At 61.6% G+C, this 16,879-nt stretch carries 16 protein-coding genes and 1 pseudogene; 8 read left to right on the forward strand and 9 right to left on the reverse strand.

What is annotated here, in order from left to right:
• Window positions 1–3: 3 nt before the first annotated feature.
• From H7X47_RS07535 to H7X47_RS07550, 4 genes are read right to left on the reverse strand one after another with little or no spacing between them, the layout of a single operon-like run.
• Window positions 4–1,938, reverse strand: a complete 1,935-nt coding sequence (locus tag H7X47_RS07535) for an HAD family hydrolase (RefSeq protein WP_193368048.1) — start codon at window positions 1,936–1,938, stop codon at window positions 4–6.
• The gene (locus tag H7X47_RS07540; protein ID WP_193368049.1) at window positions 1,935–3,035 is read right to left on the reverse strand and encodes a hypothetical protein; all 1,101 of its coding nucleotides are present in this window, start codon (window positions 3,033–3,035) and stop codon (window positions 1,935–1,937) included. The genes H7X47_RS07535 and H7X47_RS07540 overlap by 4 nt, the downstream gene beginning before the upstream one ends.
• Complete coding sequence (locus H7X47_RS07545) at window positions 3,028–4,941, reverse strand: hypothetical protein (RefSeq protein WP_193368050.1); 1,914 nt, start codon at window positions 4,939–4,941, stop codon at window positions 3,028–3,030. Before H7X47_RS07545 ends, H7X47_RS07540 begins: the two co-directional genes overlap by 8 nt.
• A gap of 5 nt (window positions 4,942–4,946) precedes the next feature.
• Window positions 4,947–6,110: a phosphoribosyltransferase-like protein gene (locus H7X47_RS07550; protein WP_193368051.1), complete on the reverse strand. Its 1,164-nt coding sequence runs from the start codon at window positions 6,108–6,110 to the stop codon at window positions 4,947–4,949.
• A gap of 703 nt (window positions 6,111–6,813) precedes the next feature.
• Between H7X47_RS07550 and H7X47_RS07555 the strand changes: the two genes are divergently transcribed.
• The 3 genes from H7X47_RS07555 (at window position 6,814) to H7X47_RS07565 (ending at window position 8,991) form a co-directional block, all read left to right on the forward strand.
• The gene (locus H7X47_RS07555) at window positions 6,814–6,981 is read left to right on the forward strand and encodes a hypothetical protein (RefSeq protein ID WP_193368052.1); all 168 of its coding nucleotides are present in this window, start codon (window positions 6,814–6,816) and stop codon (window positions 6,979–6,981) included.
• 775 nt (window positions 6,982–7,756) lie between these two features.
• Window positions 7,757–8,023 (forward strand): hypothetical protein, encoded by a 267-nt coding sequence (locus H7X47_RS07560; protein ID WP_193368053.1) that lies wholly within the window; start codon window positions 7,757–7,759, stop codon window positions 8,021–8,023.
• A gap of 209 nt (window positions 8,024–8,232) precedes the next feature.
• Complete coding sequence (locus H7X47_RS07565; protein ID WP_227010292.1) at window positions 8,233–8,991, forward strand: PEP-CTERM sorting domain-containing protein; 759 nt, start codon at window positions 8,233–8,235, stop codon at window positions 8,989–8,991.
• Between the two features lie 132 nt (window positions 8,992–9,123).
• Here the strand turns inward: H7X47_RS07565 and H7X47_RS07570 are convergent, their stop codons facing one another.
• Together H7X47_RS07570 and H7X47_RS25755 are read right to left on the reverse strand one after the other, a co-directional pair.
• Window positions 9,124–10,626, reverse strand: coding sequence for a hypothetical protein (locus tag H7X47_RS07570; RefSeq protein WP_193368054.1), 1,503 nt, complete (start codon window positions 10,624–10,626; stop codon window positions 9,124–9,126).
• Between the two features lie 218 nt (window positions 10,627–10,844).
• On the reverse strand, window positions 10,845–11,012 hold the full coding sequence (locus H7X47_RS25755; RefSeq protein WP_437126568.1) for a transposase domain-containing protein: 168 nt from the start codon (window positions 11,010–11,012) through the stop codon (window positions 10,845–10,847).
• Here H7X47_RS25755 and H7X47_RS26075 point away from each other — a divergent pair.
• Entirely contained in the window at window positions 11,011–11,163 is a 153-nt protein-coding gene (locus H7X47_RS26075) for a hypothetical protein (protein ID WP_264373081.1), read from the forward strand. The two genes, H7X47_RS25755 and H7X47_RS26075, sit on opposite strands and share 2 nt — an antisense overlap.
• Here H7X47_RS26075 and H7X47_RS26280 read toward each other — a convergent pair.
• Both H7X47_RS26280 and H7X47_RS07580 read right to left on the reverse strand, forming a co-directional pair.
• A pseudogene (locus tag H7X47_RS26280) lies at window positions 11,104–11,322 on the reverse strand (IS66 family transposase); the annotation flags it as partial. The gene H7X47_RS26075 and the pseudogene H7X47_RS26280 sit on opposite strands and share 60 nt — an antisense overlap.
• Window positions 11,304–11,474 (reverse strand): hypothetical protein, encoded by a 171-nt coding sequence (locus H7X47_RS07580; protein ID WP_193368055.1) that lies wholly within the window; start codon window positions 11,472–11,474, stop codon window positions 11,304–11,306. The pseudogene H7X47_RS26280 and the gene H7X47_RS07580, both read right to left, overlap by 19 nt.
• 423 nt (window positions 11,475–11,897) lie before the next feature.
• Here H7X47_RS07580 and H7X47_RS07585 point away from each other — a divergent pair, with 423 nt between their 5' ends.
• Complete coding sequence (locus tag H7X47_RS07585; RefSeq protein WP_227010293.1) at window positions 11,898–12,545, forward strand: PEP-CTERM sorting domain-containing protein; 648 nt, start codon at window positions 11,898–11,900, stop codon at window positions 12,543–12,545.
• A 57-nt stretch (window positions 12,546–12,602) separates the two neighbouring features.
• On the opposite strand, the gene H7X47_RS07590 is transcribed toward H7X47_RS07585, so the two are convergent.
• Window positions 12,603–12,755, reverse strand: coding sequence for a hypothetical protein (locus H7X47_RS07590; RefSeq protein ID WP_193368057.1), 153 nt, complete (start codon window positions 12,753–12,755; stop codon window positions 12,603–12,605).
• A gap of 656 nt (window positions 12,756–13,411) precedes the next feature.
• On the opposite strand from H7X47_RS07590, the gene H7X47_RS07595 reads away from it, so the two are divergent.
• The 3 genes from H7X47_RS07595 to H7X47_RS07605 all read left to right on the forward strand — a co-directional run.
• A complete protein-coding gene (locus H7X47_RS07595; RefSeq protein WP_227010294.1) occupies window positions 13,412–15,796 on the forward strand; it encodes an efflux RND transporter permease subunit in 2,385 nt (794 codons plus the stop codon).
• Window positions 15,756–16,583: an outer membrane lipoprotein-sorting protein gene (locus tag H7X47_RS07600; protein ID WP_193368058.1), complete on the forward strand. Its 828-nt coding sequence runs from the start codon at window positions 15,756–15,758 to the stop codon at window positions 16,581–16,583. The genes H7X47_RS07595 and H7X47_RS07600 overlap by 41 nt, the downstream gene beginning before the upstream one ends.
• 1 nt (window position 16,584) lies before the next feature.
• On the forward strand, window positions 16,585–16,879 hold a 295-nt coding region (locus H7X47_RS07605), incomplete at its 3' end, for a hypothetical protein (RefSeq protein ID WP_227010295.1).

Here is a 16,879-nt window from a genome sequence, read left to right on the forward strand (position 1 = left end):
TTGTCATCTGTCGAGACCAAGCGATGCGACATTGAGACGAATCTTTCCATCTCGCGATAGCAGAGCGCGCAGGATTCTGAGAAGGGCTTCTGGTCCCACGGGGCCAGCGCCAAACAGGGACCAGCACCCGTTCGCCGCGCCGCAGACGTCTCCGACACTGATTCCGAACCGATGAGAGAGAAGCGCGTGATCATTGCCCGGTCGTGAGCCGCTGTCGCCGAAACAGAGCACCTCGACCCCGCCGGGCAACGCAGCTTTTAGGGCCTCGACAACGACGAGCTTGCATGACGCTGTGGGGATGATGTCGTAGCTGTGGCTCGACCCCACGACTCGAACCCGGCCGTCGGCAAACGGCGCGCAGTCCTTGAGATCGACTGGAAACCGGTAGGGATGGCGCAGCTTGTCCATGTCGACCGTAATTTGGACTTCGCGGTGTTTGAATTCGCATCGGTGGAAGAGGTCGCCGCGTCGGTCGAGCCAGGCTGCGGTTTCGGTGATTGCCGGATCCGCCGCTGGGTGGTCATGATCGATATTTACGTCAGCCGTGCGGAGGTGCCCCCCGTTGTAGTAGCCGATCAGTATGGAGCGCAGCATGTCGGCGGGCAGGACCTTCCTGAGATCCTCCCCGGCCGATCCCCCGCGGCCGGTCGCGAAGCCGATCTTCAGGCCCGCGCGGTGGAGTCTCACCAGTTCGTCCACGATCTCCTTGTCCGGCACCGACCAGCGGCCGGCCGTGGTCACGATGGTTCCATCGTAGTCGAAGACAGCACCGCCAATCTCGGCATTGGCCAGCGCCTCGAGTCGATCACGTGCGATCAGGTTGAGGGGATCATCCGCTGGGTCATGGGTGTCCGACTTAGCGATAGCTGCACGCTTGTGCCGCACTTGCGGCGGCATCGCTTCCGCGAGCTTGGCCAACGAGCGGTCGTCGTAGATCGATCGTCCGAATCCGCCGAACCCTGGCTTTCCCGGATCAATGCCGAGAACGGTTCCCATGGCTTCGATCATGCCAAGCCCGTCAATCATAGCGAGCGCATTGTCGAGGCGGCCACAGGACGTCAGGTTGAACTCCATACTGCGGAGTGAAGCCGGCAAAGCCGCCTTGATCGCTGTCCAAGTCGCGTGGGTATCGGCGCCCGTCAGCGCGAGAATCAGCGTCGCGTTCAGGCGATGATACAGCCAACCGTGGCGGCCGTGCGCCAGGTTGCGGAAGTCAGTGGTCTGCACATGACAGAGCGACGCCTCCCAAATCGAAGTGTCGAGCAGCACGGACATCGGCTTGAGAAGAGGGTCGCCGGCAACAATCACCGTGTCGGTTCGCCTGAGCGTCGCCAGCTCGGCAATGCGTGACGCCCGGATTTCATGATCGCGCATGTCGGTAAGGCGCGAAATAAGAGCGTTGAGCAACCCTGCGGTGCTTCTCGGATCCCTTGAAACCACGTTGCAGGCGAAAAGGATGGCAATAACCGATGAGAGGAGGGAATGGGTGGCGAGATAGCCGTCCTTCAGGTCCGCGACGGGCACCGCGTGGACGGTCCCGCCTCCCCGCTCGACGATGCTCGCGGCCGACCCATCCGGATTGCGGGTGACCAAGTGCAGTCGTCTTGCGTTCCGATCCAATGTAGCCCGCGAGGCGGCTGCCGCATCGGGATTGTTACCGCCGGCACTGAAAAGCCAGACGTCGCTCTCGGTGAGTTCGTGTTGGTCGAGTACCGCCTGCATCGGGGTCTGTACGGTCGTCGGTCCGAGACCGAGCGAATCGCGGCAGCGTGCGAAGTATTCGGCCGTGATCGCCGAACCTCCGGATCCAATCGCCAGCGCATGTCGCCGTGCGCCTTGCGCGATACCGCCGGCGAGGGATCCCGCATCGTAGCCGTCGAGCAGATCGAGCGTGGCGGGAAGTGTGTCCAGTTTCCCGCTGAAGATTGGGGTCGTCAATCCGGGAGCTCCATTTCGTCGTAGCTGGCGTATAGTGGCCCGGAAAGGATCAGGTGAACGCACATGTCAGGTAGGCCGTCAGGGCTTGGCTCGGGATTGTCGAACAGGTAACTCTCGGTCTCGAGGTACTGCACGGCCATGTCGTGCTCGATGGCAGCCATCAGTGCCCCTGCGGCGAGCACTTTGCTCCCAACTGGCGAAAGCACCATGCGGGGTTCGTAGGTGCCTTTCATGGTTCTATCGAAGCGGGTCTTAAGGGTCGAGAGAGTACGATAGCAGTCGAGTGGATTCCGCTCGGAGGCATAAACGACATCGCGTGGGTCGACCTCCCATTCGTCGACCAGTTCAGTGCGAAACTCTGCGAGCAGATCGTCGGCACGCCGGGGATCGCGAGCGGGAAAGGGGAGGAGCGGGCAAATCTTGTAGCGCCGCTGAATCGCTGCCCCGATCTGCGTCAACGCCAGGGCACGACCGCGCGCGAGCTGAGGGATCCAGACCTGGGCTAGCCCTTGGCCTTCGGCCTCGATCGGCGGGGAGAAACCCTTGACCGTTCCGGCGCGGCTCGACGGCACGCTCGAGATCCTGTCGTCCATCTCGGGGTTCGAAACGATCATGAGGTGGAAGGCGCGATTGGTGACCGCTTCACAGTCCTCGAGCAGCATCCGCGCCGCAGGAAAACCGATGCCGATGGAGAGGGCGCTTAAGTCGAGAATGACGTCGGTCACCTCGTCCGCGACGGGATGTTGACCGAGCAACGAGACGATGCGCGAACCGCCGACCGGCGCTCCGTCGTCCGCGAAGACGTCGACATTGAAAACCGTGCAGTCAGGAACGATCTCCTTCAGGGCCGTCTCGTTCTTGTCGGCCTGCGAGATCAGCGCTTCGGAGGCGCCCGGCCGCTCCTCGCGGATGAACACGGCTGATAGTCGATCGTCGAGCGTGTCAGCGAGCATCTGCGAAATGCGTCGCGACCTGGGATCGAAGCCGGCGGCCGCGACGAGCAGGACTCGACGTGCCGTGTCGGCGAAATATTCGGCCACGAACGTCTCGACCGCACCATCGAAATTGGTGATGCAGTTCTCCCAGTGCCTACGCATTGGCCAGCCCCGTGATTTTGCGCAGGTAGTCGATCTTCTGGGGTAAAAAGCCACCCCTATTGAAGGTCAGGCCGTAGACGAGGCCAACCGTCCCGGTGAGTTCGATGAGGGCCCAGAGCTTGCTGCCCTGTCCGTAGTTGCGTTCGATGGTGATGGCGCCGTTCGCGATTGCGTACTTGAGAATAGCTCCGAGCTCATCGTCGAACGACAGATTCTCCATCTCCTCTTCGAGGATCGCGATCGCGTTGGCACCAGCCCCGAGGGGGGCGTTGGACAGCAGGGATTCGGCCCGGCAATCATTGCCGATGGTGTCGACCATTTCTCGTACGCGCTGCGCGTGGGGGAAGGCCCACTCATCCATGATCGTTTTGGCTTTGTCGATCAGGATCGATTGCTGCTCGCGCGCGGGCAGAGCGAGGGGGTTGTTGCGGATCGCCCTGGTCTCGACGTTCGCGACGAGGGCGCCTGCGAGCTGCAGGAAGACCTCGGCATTCTCGTTGCTCGCGTCGCAGATGTCGTCGACGCCGTAGTGTAGCGGACGCCCGTACTCGTGATGCAGATGCAGACGAGCGCCGTGGGCGACGTCGGCATCCGCTTTGAGCGGCGTCTTGGGATCCGGGTCGATCTCTTCGAACAGCGAGGGCGTCGAGCGGGCGATGCGGACGGCGTAGCGATGCAGCAGAATGCGCTTCATTGCGAGGGCCACTTCGGGGCCGTCGTCATACGACTTCGTACGGTTTACGAAGTCGTCTACGATGTTGTCGATCTCCTTGCGCCGGGTCGGTCCGATCTTCAGTCGTTCTTGATCCTTGGCAACCCTGACTTCGAGGTCTTTTAGCTGGCCAGGGCTCAACTTGGGGGGCTCGCTCGGAATGAGGCGGTCGATATCGGTCGCATTGCGATTCCGCAGGCCCTCGACCATTGGCAGGTATCGCTTAGCCATGTCGCGCGCCAGGGTCCGGAACTGGCGCCGGGAAGCATCCTTCTTCGCGTCGCCCTGCATGCGGATGTCAACGAAGTCGCGACCCGTAGCGCGATTGTGTGTTGGCTGGCTGCCATGGGACCGCATGACTGCGCCGGGGCTGAGCGCGTCGAGCCGCATCATCATCCAGCGGCCAAACTTCATCTCCCGGTGCGACAGCATACCGAACATGGCCTCCAGCTGGTCGTGATGAAGCGCGTGCACGTCGTCGAGCATGACGAGTGGGCTCATTTCGATCGTCTCACCGTTCCATTCGATGCGAATCCGACTGATGGCGTCAAACGGCGCGTAGGGCGCAGTAGCGTCGACCGGGAGGTCTTCGAGCTTCGGCGCCCGGAGTCCAGCGCCGACCGAATAGATGGCGCGCTGAACGGCCAATGCACGGTCGCGGATGCCAATGGCCGATAGCCCGCCGATCTGCTCTAGATGGGCTTCGTAGTTGGCGCGGGGAATGAACCCTATCGCGTCGATTTCGCGCGTCCTATTCGCAGTGAGGTTGCGGATCAGGCCCAGCATGGCACGGGCCTGGACGAGCCAGAAGGCGAGTTTCGTCTTAACGATGGGCTCGTAGGGAAGCTCCCAGAAGTCTCGGTATTCGGATTCCATCGGCACGCGTACGGCGGCGACGTTTGGTTTTCCGCCCTTGAGGAATCCGGCCTGCGCGAGCGCGTCTGCCAAAGTCCGGTTGGTCGGATTTGTCTCGTCCTTGAGGATGGTCTCGACCATCCGGAATTCGGCCAAGGTGGCGAGCATCGTTTTGCCGCTTCCGGGCGCGCCGATGATGCGGACCGGCACCTCGAACATGTCGTCCTTGTTCCGACTGGTAGCCAGGAAGGTAGTGAGCGGCGCCGGACTGACGATCGAGAGGAAGGTTTCATCTTCGCGAACGTATTCGGTCGCACGGCGGAGGAAGGGATTAGCCATAGCGGTCAACCGTGCCTGTCGCGGCGGAAGAAGAGGGGGTGCATCGGCTTGCCGAGCTTGCCGTTGGTCTCCGCCCACAGGAGTGGAATGGAGTTGTTTGGCGTGTTGTGCTCAAGAATCAGGGGTAGCGCGCAATCCGCGTAGCCGTACTTCATATCGGTCTGGCCTGCCTTCCTGCAGTGCTTCTCGAGCCGCTTGAACAGATCGTCGTCGTAGTGGCGCCCGCACAGATCCACGATCGGACCGTCGGCAGGGCGCGTGAGCGTAGCGGCCCTCGTCGTCTTGTCGATCGTGGCGACCCTGAGGTCGCTGGGGAGCAGCATGCCCTCGGTGATGAGCCAGGCCCCGAAGCTCATATTCTGTAGCCTCTCATTTGCCTCGGCGACACGCTCGTCAAGGGCGTCATGGGCCTGGCTGGTCGACGTGTAGTGATGGATGTGCAGCGTGTAGGCGTCGGCTAAAGGAAAATCCTCTGCCTTTTTGTTGAACCGCACCTTGGCCTCCTGAACGATCTTCTCGAACTTGTAGAGTTTGCCCTCCGGCTTGTTGTCGGGGAAGCGGATGAACGTTGTGCCCGAGGCGGTGAAGTCGTCTATCAGGTAGACGTCATCGAAGCGGGCGTCAGCGCCCAGCTCGTCCTTCAGATCGCCGGCGAGGCTCTTCCACTTTTCGTCGTCGACGTTCATCATCGGGATGACCTGCTCCTGCGACAGGCGTCCGGCATTCGCCCGGCGTAGCACGTCGATCCGACTTCCGTCGCTCAGGCCAACAAAGAGGCACCGACGCAGGCGCCGCTTGAAAGCGGTGGCGCCCTGGCTCGTCTTCCACACCTCATAGGGCTTGATGCCCAGCTCGCTTGCGACCGACTTGCGGAGATAGGGCGTGACGGTTTCAGGTATGAAAGCCTCGATTACACGCTGCATCTCGAGCGTCGATATGTAGACCAGACGCTCCTTGACGAAGGCGTAGGCGACGGCGCGGTCAGCCTCGTCGAATTGACGCAGCCAGGACACCAGGCTTTCGAGGAACCGGACGCCGGCCCGGAAATCGGAGTAGCCATCATACTTCATCGTGGAGATGAGCCGTAGCCACGCATACTCCCTGGTGGCCACCTCGTTGTCCCATTTCATCACGTCCGCCACGAGGTTCAGCGCAAGCGTGTTAATCATCGAATCAGTATCCCCCGAGGCCAAGCAACAGATGGTGGTCGACCCATTCGCGATAGGTTTGACCTACCGCATGTATCTGGCAGTTGTAGGGACGAGAACCGCTTCCGCCGAACCGATCCATGTTCATTTTGAGAGCATGGATGTCCGCTTCCAAAGCGCGCCGGTCTAAAACAAACGGCCGATGCCCTTTTTCAACCTTGATGCAGGATCAAAACGTCCAGCACTCTCGATAGATGGCGAAGGGTGCGCTCCTCGAAAACGCCGAAATTTGCCAATGAAATCAATAACGAATTTTTTGAGGCGGCACAATTGGCGGTAGTCGTTGAGGGTGTATTTCTTTACACGAGCAATTTCAACATGTTAGCCGCAGTGGGAATTATCGAGTGGGTATGGTTTGACGCCACATCACGGTGTCGGGAAAAGGCGACGCCTCCTCCCCTGAAGGGATATCCAGGGTAGCGAGAGTTGGTGGATCTCGCAATCTCAGGCGCCCTGCGTATAGGCCGCGTCGGCGCGGGCCCTTTAGCGTGCCTAGCTGGGAGCCAGAGAACAAAAAACCTTGACTTTTCAATGATATTCTACTATAAATAGAATATGAGCTTCGGAGATGGGTGTGGGTGTAAATCCCACCGCTTGGTTCGTTGTGCTCGCCTCACTTCTAACTCTCGCCCGTATGTGGCTTGAAACCCGAAAGGAGGCTCGCATGAAAGCAACGAAATCCCGCCGCAAGGCACAAGTGAAATCCAGCTTTAAATACCTGAAGTCAGTCAGTATCGCATTTGTTGAAACCGCATGGGCGATCATGACGAGCTTCGCGGCTGGGTTTGTGACCCACTCCATCTATGCGAAAGGCGCTCCTCATAAGAGTTGAGCGCCTTTCTATTTTTCGGCATCAGCAGCCAGCGAACATCCTCCTGGGGCTTTTCGTGCATTTTAGTGCGGAACGATGATTCAGAACGACGCAAGTAATTGAGGCGATTTCAATGGGGTAAACGGTGCCGCCGGAGTGAATTACCCCCGGCCTCACCCTTATCATGGATGTGGGAGGGGGACGGTCAGCTCCCAGTGCCCACTTCTGTCACCCATGGCACGCCATAAAAATCAAAAAATTAGCAAGCCTCCGCCCTAAAGCGTCGAATGCCCGTCGAATAAGCGGGGGCGAACATCAGCGGACAAAGAAAAGGCCCCGCAGCCTTTCAGCCAGCGGGGCTATTTTGGCTTGCCTTGCCGGGCGATATCGACCCAGGAAGGCTATGCCTAAATGACCGGGATTAATGGTCCGGCTTGTCCACAGAAACGGTGCCGGGGCCACCAGTGCCGTCAACGTCTGCACCCTTCGTATCAATCTGTCCCGAGGGCGACGCAGGCCCGCCACCAGTGCTGACGCTGCCCGACCCCTCAACACCAGAGCGGGGGTCAGCTGGAATGTCAGCCGCAAACGCCGGGGCGGCCACGAATGCAACAAGCGAGGCACAAAGCAGAAGCATTCTGGTCATGTAACTGAGCCTTCCTGTTAGTGATAGCTTCTAGACCCCGTCTAAACGTAACAAACATCATTCGTGGAATGTAGTTAACGAATATGGTTAACGGGGTTTTTTGGGTGGTGATAAGCAAAAGCCTCACCCCCGAAGCAGCAGGCCCTTGCTATGCCCCCCTCGCTCCGACGTCTCTCCGACCTCAGCCCCCATAACTACGTCGCCGTGTACTGCGGCAACTGGCGTTGTCCCAAGCACTCGGCGGCGACGATACTCGACATTGAGGTCACCATCGCACGCTACGGCGACCTTCCGCTGCTAGATCTGGGTGCGCGCTTCCGCTGCCAAGCCTGCGGTCACCGGCCGGCGGAGATCCGCATCGGCTGGGGTCTGCCGGAGGATCAGGCACGAAGCTGGGTCAATGTGTCGGAAGGTTAGTTGATCGCGGTCCCGGTTGGCTGCTCGGCCCGCTGCAGCTCCTGCACCGCCGCGAGAATCCGCTTCCATATCCGCTGGCCTGCATGGTCGCCCTTCTTGAGCAAGGCGTCGGCGCGGCAGGCGCCGCCACCTTAGCTCATCAACTGTCAGTATTTCTTACAGCCATCGCTGTTCGCGGCATAGAATTCCTATTAAGTCATTGATGCTCCATGCTGGCACAGGAATTGCGTATTAAGGAAGATTACAACTTAAGGAATCTGACTTCGGGGCAAGGGGGAAGCATCATGAAGCGGTTCTTGAGCCAACTCGTTGCGGTCTGCGTGGTCAGTCTGCTGCCCTCGGGGGCCTTTGCGGGGGTCATCTACGACCAGAGCATCGATCTGACGGTTAACGCAGTAGCAAGCGACTTCGATCATCCGAACCAAGCTACCGACGACTTCCAACTGCAAGCCGGTGCTAACACCATCACCGACGTTCATTGGTGGGGTGCCTATGCCTTTACCAATACCGCCCCAGAAACCGACGATTTCACTATTCGCTTCTACAGCGACGCCGGCGGATCTCCGGCGCTCGATCCGCTGTTCGAATTCTCAGTCGGGGACGTCGGCCGCGTCGATACGGGTACAGATGTGAGTGGGTTTGATGTCTACGCCTACTCGGCTGACGTCGCCGCGCTGACGCTTTTGGCCGACACGACCTACTGGTTGTCCATCGTGAACGATACGTCCACGGACATCGATGACAATTGGTACTGGTCGTGGGAGTCCAGCGGGAACGGACCCATACGATCTGTAGACGGCGACCCATGGGCCTTTCCCGTCGCCCAACTGGGCTTCCAACTGACAAATGATGCCTTGGCGGTGCCCGAGCCGGCGTCCCTCGGCCTCTTCGGCGTCGGTCTGGCAGGGCTGGGGGCGCTGGGCTGGAGACGGCGGAAGTCGCGGCAGAGCGTGAGCGCGAATCTCTAAGAAGAAGAGTTTCACCACCGTGAAGCAGCCGGGCCACGTTCGCAGGAGTCGGGCCGCTCAGTCCGGTTCTGCGCGCCGCCGAGCTATGGCCTCGTCGGCCTGGGCCAGACAATACTTCACCGTGGGCGCCGGTCAGCAGCCAGAGTACGCGCCAAGGGTATAGCTGTCCGAAGTGAGGTCTTCCGGGGCGATGCCCTGCAGCACGGCAATAAGATTGTTGTCGCTGTCCAGAATGCCGGTGCTGACCGGCCCGACCTTGGAAATCAGGATCGTGTTGAACTCGCCCTCTGAGAAGATGCCGTCGAGGAACAGTTCGTCTTCGCGCAGGGTGAAGTCATCGATGATCACGGTCTCCTGGCCTTTGCTCACCACGAAGGTGTCTGTGCCCGCATCGCCCCTGACATGGAAAGCATCTTCGATATCCAGGTCCTTGCTGGCCTCGGAGAAGACGACCAGAGTGTCGTTGCCGTCGCCGCCGCGGGCCAGGCCGGGATCGTAATCGGCCGAGGTCGAGATGTTCTCGAAGCCAAAGCCGAGAAAAATGGTATCGTTGCCGGCCCCACCGTCGACCAGAATGTCGAATTCGACCTGGCCGGTGAGCGTCACCTCGATGCCGAAGGTGTCGCTGCCGTCCTCGCCGAAGAGCAGTACCGTGCCCAGTTTCCTGCCGATGACGCCGGTGGTGTCGTCTTCAATAGCAGCGACGATCTCGAAGTTGTCGTCGCCGCCGCCACCGTGGATTTCGGCATCGACCGGGGGCACCTCGTTTTCGCCGGTCAGCTGGAAGATCCAGGATATCGAGTCGGTGCCGTCTCCCGTGTCGACATCGGTGTTGCGGAGAACCACGTTGTTCAGCTTGACGCTGTCGTCGCCGGCGCCGGTCGAGATGTTGCCGTTCAGCATACCGATCGAGTCGATGAACTGGCCGGTGGAAGCTCTGACGTCGACCTCGTCATTGCCGTCACCGGCGGAAAGCCGCAGCGGGCCCAGGGTCATCGGGCCGGTCGCTGTCGGGTCGTTACCGACCAGGTCGAAAATCAGGCAATCGTTGCCGGCGCCGAGATCGACGTCCATGACACCGCCGGTGGGGACTGATGAGAGCAGGACGGGCTTCATGTCTATCGTCAGATTGACTGTGTCATCGTCATCGCCAGCGTCGATGACGAAGTGTCCTGCCGCCGCCGGATCGTTGAACGAGCCGGGAGCTGGCAGGAGAACCAGCAAATCAATGAAGTCGCGGCCGGCGCCGCCAGAGACGGTGGCCGAACCGTACGCAAAAAAAGTGGCGTCGAAATCGAAGTAGTCGTCACCGTTGCCGCCGTCCGCGACGAAGCTGCCGTGGATCGCGACGCTTCCTTCAAGGGTGTCGCTGCCTTCGCCTCCGAGAAGCGAGTCCTTGCCGTTGCCCGGTTCGACGGCGGTGTTGTCGAAGAGTACCCGGTCGTCGCCGGCGCCGAGGTCGAGGAAGAAGCTGCCCCGGTTCGCGATGGCGGCAACGACCGTGTCGTCACCTTCCAGCATGTCGATAAAGAGGGACCCGCTGTCGTCCTCGGTCAGGATGACCTCCTGGAAGTCATCCCCACCAGTGCCGAAGACGAAGGGCCAGGGCAGAACGAAATAAGGCGCTGGCTCCATGGCGACGCACTCCCCTGCTGACACTCGCATGGGGCCCGGTCGATCCTCGCGCGCCTTCCATGGGCGGCCGGTCCGGCATGGCCCTCCCAAGCCCCTTGGTGCGAATCACTATACGCAAGGTGCTTATGAGGGACTATGTCCCCCGTGTAGTGAGTCCGCTACGGACTGCAACCGCCGGATGTCAAGAAAAGCGGAAAGTGTCCGGCCAAGGCCCTCTGTCATGGGGATGAGGGGCCAGCTACGCTGCGGTTGCAGCGTAGCGCCAGGGCAAGCAGTTCGTCGAGGCGGTTGATCTTGTGGTCGGCGATGTGGGCGAGGACGTGGGTCAACCAGGCCCGCGGATCGACGCCGTTGAGCCTGGCCGTCTCGATGAGCGTATAGGCGATGGCGGCCGACTTGCCGCCGCCCTCTGATCCGGCAAAGAGATATTTTCTTCCGGCCCAAGGCCACCGGCTCTATGGCGCGCTCGGCAGCATTGTTGTCGATCTCCAGGACGCCATGATCGAAGTAAGGGCGCAGCTTCTTCATCCGCGATAGCGCATAGCGGATCGCCTTGGCGAGCTCGGACTTGCCGGAGATCTTTGCCAACTGGGCCTGCAGCCAGGCTTCCAAGTCGTCGAGGATCGGCTTGGCTTCGGCTTGGCGCAGCCGGGCCACGTTCGCAGGAGTCGGGCCGCTCAGTCCGGTTCTGCGCACTGCCGCGCAATGGCCTCGTCGGCCTGGGCCAGACAATACTTCACCGCCTCGTCGTCCTGCTCCAGCGTCAGCAGGTTGCGCCGGAAGGCCTCCCACTCGGAGAGCGGCGCGAAGGGCGTCGGGCTGTCGATCATGTAGCGCTGGTCTGTCATCTCAGATTCATTCTACCACAGAGGCAGAAAAAGCCCCGTCAGCGAAGCAGCGCGCCTCAGTGCTTGGTGGCACCCGCAGGCTGCTCGGCCCGCTGCAGCTCCTGCACCGCCACCAGGATCCGTTTCCATATCCGCTGGCCTGCATGGTCGCCCTTCTTGAGCAAGGCGTCGGCGCGGGAGGCGCCGCCACCTTAGCTCATCAACTGTCAGTATTTCTTACAGCCATCGCTGTACGCGGCATAGAATTCCTCTTAAGTCATTGATGCTCCATGCTGGCACAGGAATTGCTGGTCAATGACTTTGATAAATCTAAGGTTGGTGCAAGGGGAACGCATCATGAGGCGGAACACATCATGAGGCGGAACACATCATGAGGCGGAACACATCATGAGGCGGAACATAGGGCAACTCGTCGCGGTCTGCATGGTCAGCCTGCTGCCGTCGGGAGCCTTCGCGGGGGTTATCTACGACCAGAGCATCGATCTGACGTACGACGGACGACTAAGCGACTACGATATTCCGCAGCAAATTGCCGACGACTTCCAATTGCAGCCTGGTGCCGCCACCATCACCGACATTCATTGGTGGGGCGTCTATGCCGACGACAACACTGCCACGGAACCCGACGACTTCACAATTCGCTTCTACATCGACGCCGGCGGATCTCCGGCGCTCGATCCGCTTTTCGAGTTCGCGGTCGGGGACGTCGGTCGCGTCGATTCGGGTATTGATTCGGGCGATTTCGATGTCTACGCCTACTGGGTTGACATCGCGGCGCTGACGCTGGCAGCCGACACGACCTTCTGGTTGTCCATCGTGAACGATACCACCGCCGACAGCGGCGATGACTGGTTCTGGTCGTTTGTGCTCGGCGGGAACGGATACTCACGAGGTGCAGACGGCAGCACATGGATATCTCGCACCGACCAACTGGGTTTCCAACTGACAAATGATGCCGTGGCGGTGCCCGAACCGGCGTCCCTTACCCTCTTCGGCGTGGGTCTGGGAGGGCTGGGGGCGCTGGGCTGGAGACGGCGGAAGTCGCGGCAGAGCGTGAGCGCGAATCTCTAAGAGGAAGAGTTCCACCACCGTGAAGCAGCCGGGCCATGTTCGCAGGAGTCGGGCCGCTCAGTCCGGTTCCGCGCGCCGCCGCGCAATGGCCGCGTCGGCCTGGGCCAGCGAGTATTTCACCGTCCCATCCTCCTGATCGAGCTTGAGCATCTCGCGCCGGAAGGCCTCCCACTCGGAAAGCGGCGCAAAGGGCGTCGGGGCGTCGATCATGTAGCGTTGATCTGTGATTTCAGATCAAGCTAGCCAGGTTTGAAAAATTGCATAGGACCTGGATCAAGGTTGGGGGCAGGACCAAGACTGCGGGAGTCTAAACTAATGAATGGTACCAAACCCGAGGGCAGGTCAGAATATTGGAAGGTAGGAAAGAGGCCCTTTCACGGCGGAAACAGGGGTTCGACTTACCTAGGGGACGACACTCTCGCTCAGAAGCGGGCACCAAGCCCTCTAGGCCAAGCCTCCCGGTGCGTGGCAGCCTCTCAATGCTGGAAAACCGGGCCGAGAACGCGCACTTCCCCCTCTGTCGCCACAGTCTCGCTCACAAAGAGTTGCAGGTAGGCCCTGCTGAGTTTGGGGTCACCGGTCAAGAGCCTCTCACCGAGCTTCCGCCCACCAGACTCAGGACTATCGAGTTTTCACGATTTCCCGTCATTGCTTGCCAGCAGCCGAGCCATCTCCTCAAGGCCGACCGCCTCGAAATCCGTGGCGATGGGATAGCCCTCGTCACCTTTATGGCCGGCGACTGAATGTTTCGCCTCGGCGTGCCATGCCGCCGAGTAGCCTGCTGATCGTAACCGCGCTATATTTGACAGGGGAGGGAGGCGACGGCAAACCTCGGTCGGTCGCAATGCCGGGCAAAAGGTGAAGGCATGACGGGATCACACCAGACGCCCGGGATGCAGCTTGTGGATGCTTGGGTCATCGCCTATGCCCGCTGGGTGATCCGCTGGCGCTGGGCGGTGCTGCTGGCCTGTGTGCTGGCGGCCGTCGCCCTGGCCGGCGGCGGGCGCTTCCTCGGCTTTTCCACCGATTACCGGGTCTTCTTCAGCGAAGACAACCCGCAGCTTCGCGCCTTCGAATCCCTGCAGCAGGTCTATACCAAGGATGACAACATCCTGATCGTCCTGCAGCCGGCCGAGGGCGACGTCTTCACGCCCAAGACCCTGGCCGCGCTGCGCCAGCTGACCGAGGCGTCCTGGCAGCTGCCTTTCTCGCGGCGGGTCGATTCCCTGACCAACTTCCAGCACAGCTACGCCGAGGGCGACGACCTGACCGTCGAGGACCTGGTGCCCGCCCGGCTGGTGGAGGCGGGCGCCGCGCTGACGCCGGAGCGCCTGGAGGCGATCCGCGCCGTGGCGCTGGCGGAGCCCCTGCTGCGCGACCGCATCGTCGCCCCGGACGGCCGGACGACGGGGGTCAACGTCACGCTCACTCTGCCGGGCGAAAGCGAGGACGAGGTTCTTGAGGCCATGGCCGCGACCCGCGAGCTGGTCGCCGCCTTCGAGGCCGACCACCCGGAAATCAAGGTGGCGGTGACCGGCCTGGTGGCGCTTGATGCGGCTTTCAGCGAAGCCAGCCTTGCGGATCTCAAGACTCTCGTCCCCGCCATGTACGGGATCATCATCGCCGGCCTGCTGATCTTCCTGCGCTCTCTCGCCGGCACCGTCGCCACGCTGCTGGTCGTCGGCCTCTCCGCGGCCAGCGCCATGGGCCTGGCCGGCTGGCTCGGCATTCTCCTCACGCCACCCTCGGCGATCGCACCGACCATCATCCTCACCCTGGCGGTGGCTGACTCCATCCACCTGCTGGTCACCCTGCTGCACGCCATGGGCCAGGGCGCCGACAAGCGGGCGGCCATCGTCGAGAGCCTACGCGTCAACTTCAGCCCGGTCTTTCTGACCTCGCTGACCACGGCCATCGGCTTCCTCAGCCTCAACTTCTCCGACGCCCCGCCGTTCCGCGACCTGGGCAACATGACCGCCATGGGCGTGACCGCGGCCTGGATCTATTCGGCGACCTTCCTGCCGGCCTTTCTCGCCGTCGTGCCGCTGAAGGCACGGCAGCGGCCGGCGGAGGGACGAAATGATGCCATGGAACGGCTCGGCGAATTCGTACTGTTCCACCGCCGGAAATTGCTCTGGATCATGCTCGCCCTGGTCGTCGGGCTAGGCGCCTGGATCCCGCGCATCGAGTTGAACGATCAGTTCGTGAACTACTTCGAGCCTTCGATCCCCTTCCGCGTCGACACCGATTTCGCCATGGAGAACCTCTCCGGTATCTATCAGTTGGAGTTCTCACTGCCGGCGGCGGAGACCGGCGGCATCAGCGAGCCGGATTACCTGCAGAAGGTCGATGCCTTCTCGGCCTGGCTGCGGGCGCGCCCGGAAGTGGTCCACGTGCAGAGCATTACCGACATCTTCCGGCGACTGAACAAGAACATGCACGGCGACGAAGAGGCCTGGTACCGCCTGCCCGAGGAGCGCGAGCTGGCGGCCCAGTACCTGCTGCTCTTCGAGATGTCGCTGCCCTACGGCCTGGACCTCAACAACCAGATCAACGTCGACAAGTCGTCGCTGCGTGTCATCGCCACCCTGAGGAACATCACCACACGGCAGGCGCGCCAGCTGAAGGTTGCAGCGGAAGGCTGGCTGGCCACCAACATGCCGGCCTCGGCCAGCGAGCCCACCGGCCCCTTCGTCATGTTCGCCTACATCTCGGAACGCAACATCCAGTCCATGCTGTTCGGCACCGGCCTGGCCCTGGTGCTGATCTCGCTGTCGCTGATCCTCGCCCTGCGCAGCCTCAAGGTCGGCGGCCTCAGCATCATTCCCAACGTGATCCCGGCGGTCATGGCCTTTGGTCTTTGGGGCCTCCTCGTTGGGGAGATCGGCCTGGCATCTTCCGTGGTTGTCGCCACCAGCCTGGGCATCATCGTCGATGACACCGTGCATTTTCTCAGCAAGTACCTGCGCGCCCGGCGCGAGAGGGGGGCGAGCCCGGAAGACGCCGTGCGCTATGCCTTCGCCACCGTGGGCCGCGCGCTCTGGGTCACCTCGGCGGTGCTGGTTGCTGGTTTTGCCACCCTTTCGCTCTCCGCTTTTGAAGGCAATGGAAGTCTTGGCATGCTGACAGCCATCGCGCTTGTTGCGGCGCTGATCGCCGACTTTTTACTGCTGCCGCCGCTGCTGCTGGCCATCGACAAGGAGCAAGACCATGCTGACGCGCCCGACGAGCTTCCACAGGTGGTGGACTGACTGGAGGGTACTGGCTGTCGCCTTCCTCTCCTTCGGGGTGGTTGACGGCGTGCAGGCCGAGACGCCGGAGGAAAAAGGACGAGCCATCGCCGAGGAGATGGACCGCCGCGACCTCGGCTTCGAGGACAGCTACGTCGAGCTGAAGATGGTGTTGAGCAACAAGCAGGGCGAAAGCAGCACCCGCGAGCTGCGCCTGCAGACCCTGGAAGTGCCGGCGCGGGAGACCGGCGACAAATCGCTGATCGTCTTCGACCATCCCCGCGATATCGAAGGCACGGCCTTCCTCAGTTTCACCAAGATCCTGGACCCCGACGACCAGTGGCTCTACCTGCCGGCGCTGAAGCGGGTGAAGCGTATCTCCTCGGCCAACAAGTCCGGCCCCTTCGTGGGCAGCGAGTTCGCCTACGAGGACATGCTCTCCCAGGAGGTCGACAAGTACGACTACCGCTGGCTGCGCGACGAGGACTGCGGTCCGCTCAGCTGCTTCGTGGTCGAGCGCTATCCGCTCTACGAGAACTCCGGCTACACGCGCCAGGTCGTGTGGATTGACCAGGATGAATACCGCGCCCAGCGCGTGGACTTCTACGACCGCAAGGACTCCCTGCTGAAGACCCTGACCTTCGGCGGCTACAAGCAGTACCTGGACCAGTACTGGCGCGCCGACGACTGGTACATGGAGAACCACCAGACCGGCAAGACCACGCGGCTGACCTTCGACAACTGGGAATTCCGTACCGGGCTCGACGAGAACGATTTTGATCCCAACCGCCTGAAGCGGCTGCGCTGACATGGAAAAGGGAAGGGGACGAAGCACCATCGTCGCAAGCGTGCTGCTGGGTGCCTTGGCCGGCGAGGACCCCGCAGTGGCTCAGGAAATCGACTGGTCGAAGCTGGACTTCTCCGGCTATGTGGCCGGCGAGACGCGCATCTTCCCGCAATCGCCGCAGTATCCGGAGCAGAAGAACACGCGCTTTTCGCCCTCGCTGGCCGTACAGCCGGAACTGCGCTACCGCTGGAACCGGCGCGACGACCGCATCACCTTCGTGCCCTTCCTGCGCCTCGACGCCGACGACGAGAACCGCA

This window comes from Pelagibius marinus, from assembly GCF_014925385.1.
GTDB lineage: Bacteria > Pseudomonadota > Alphaproteobacteria > Kiloniellales > Kiloniellaceae > Pelagibius > Pelagibius marinus.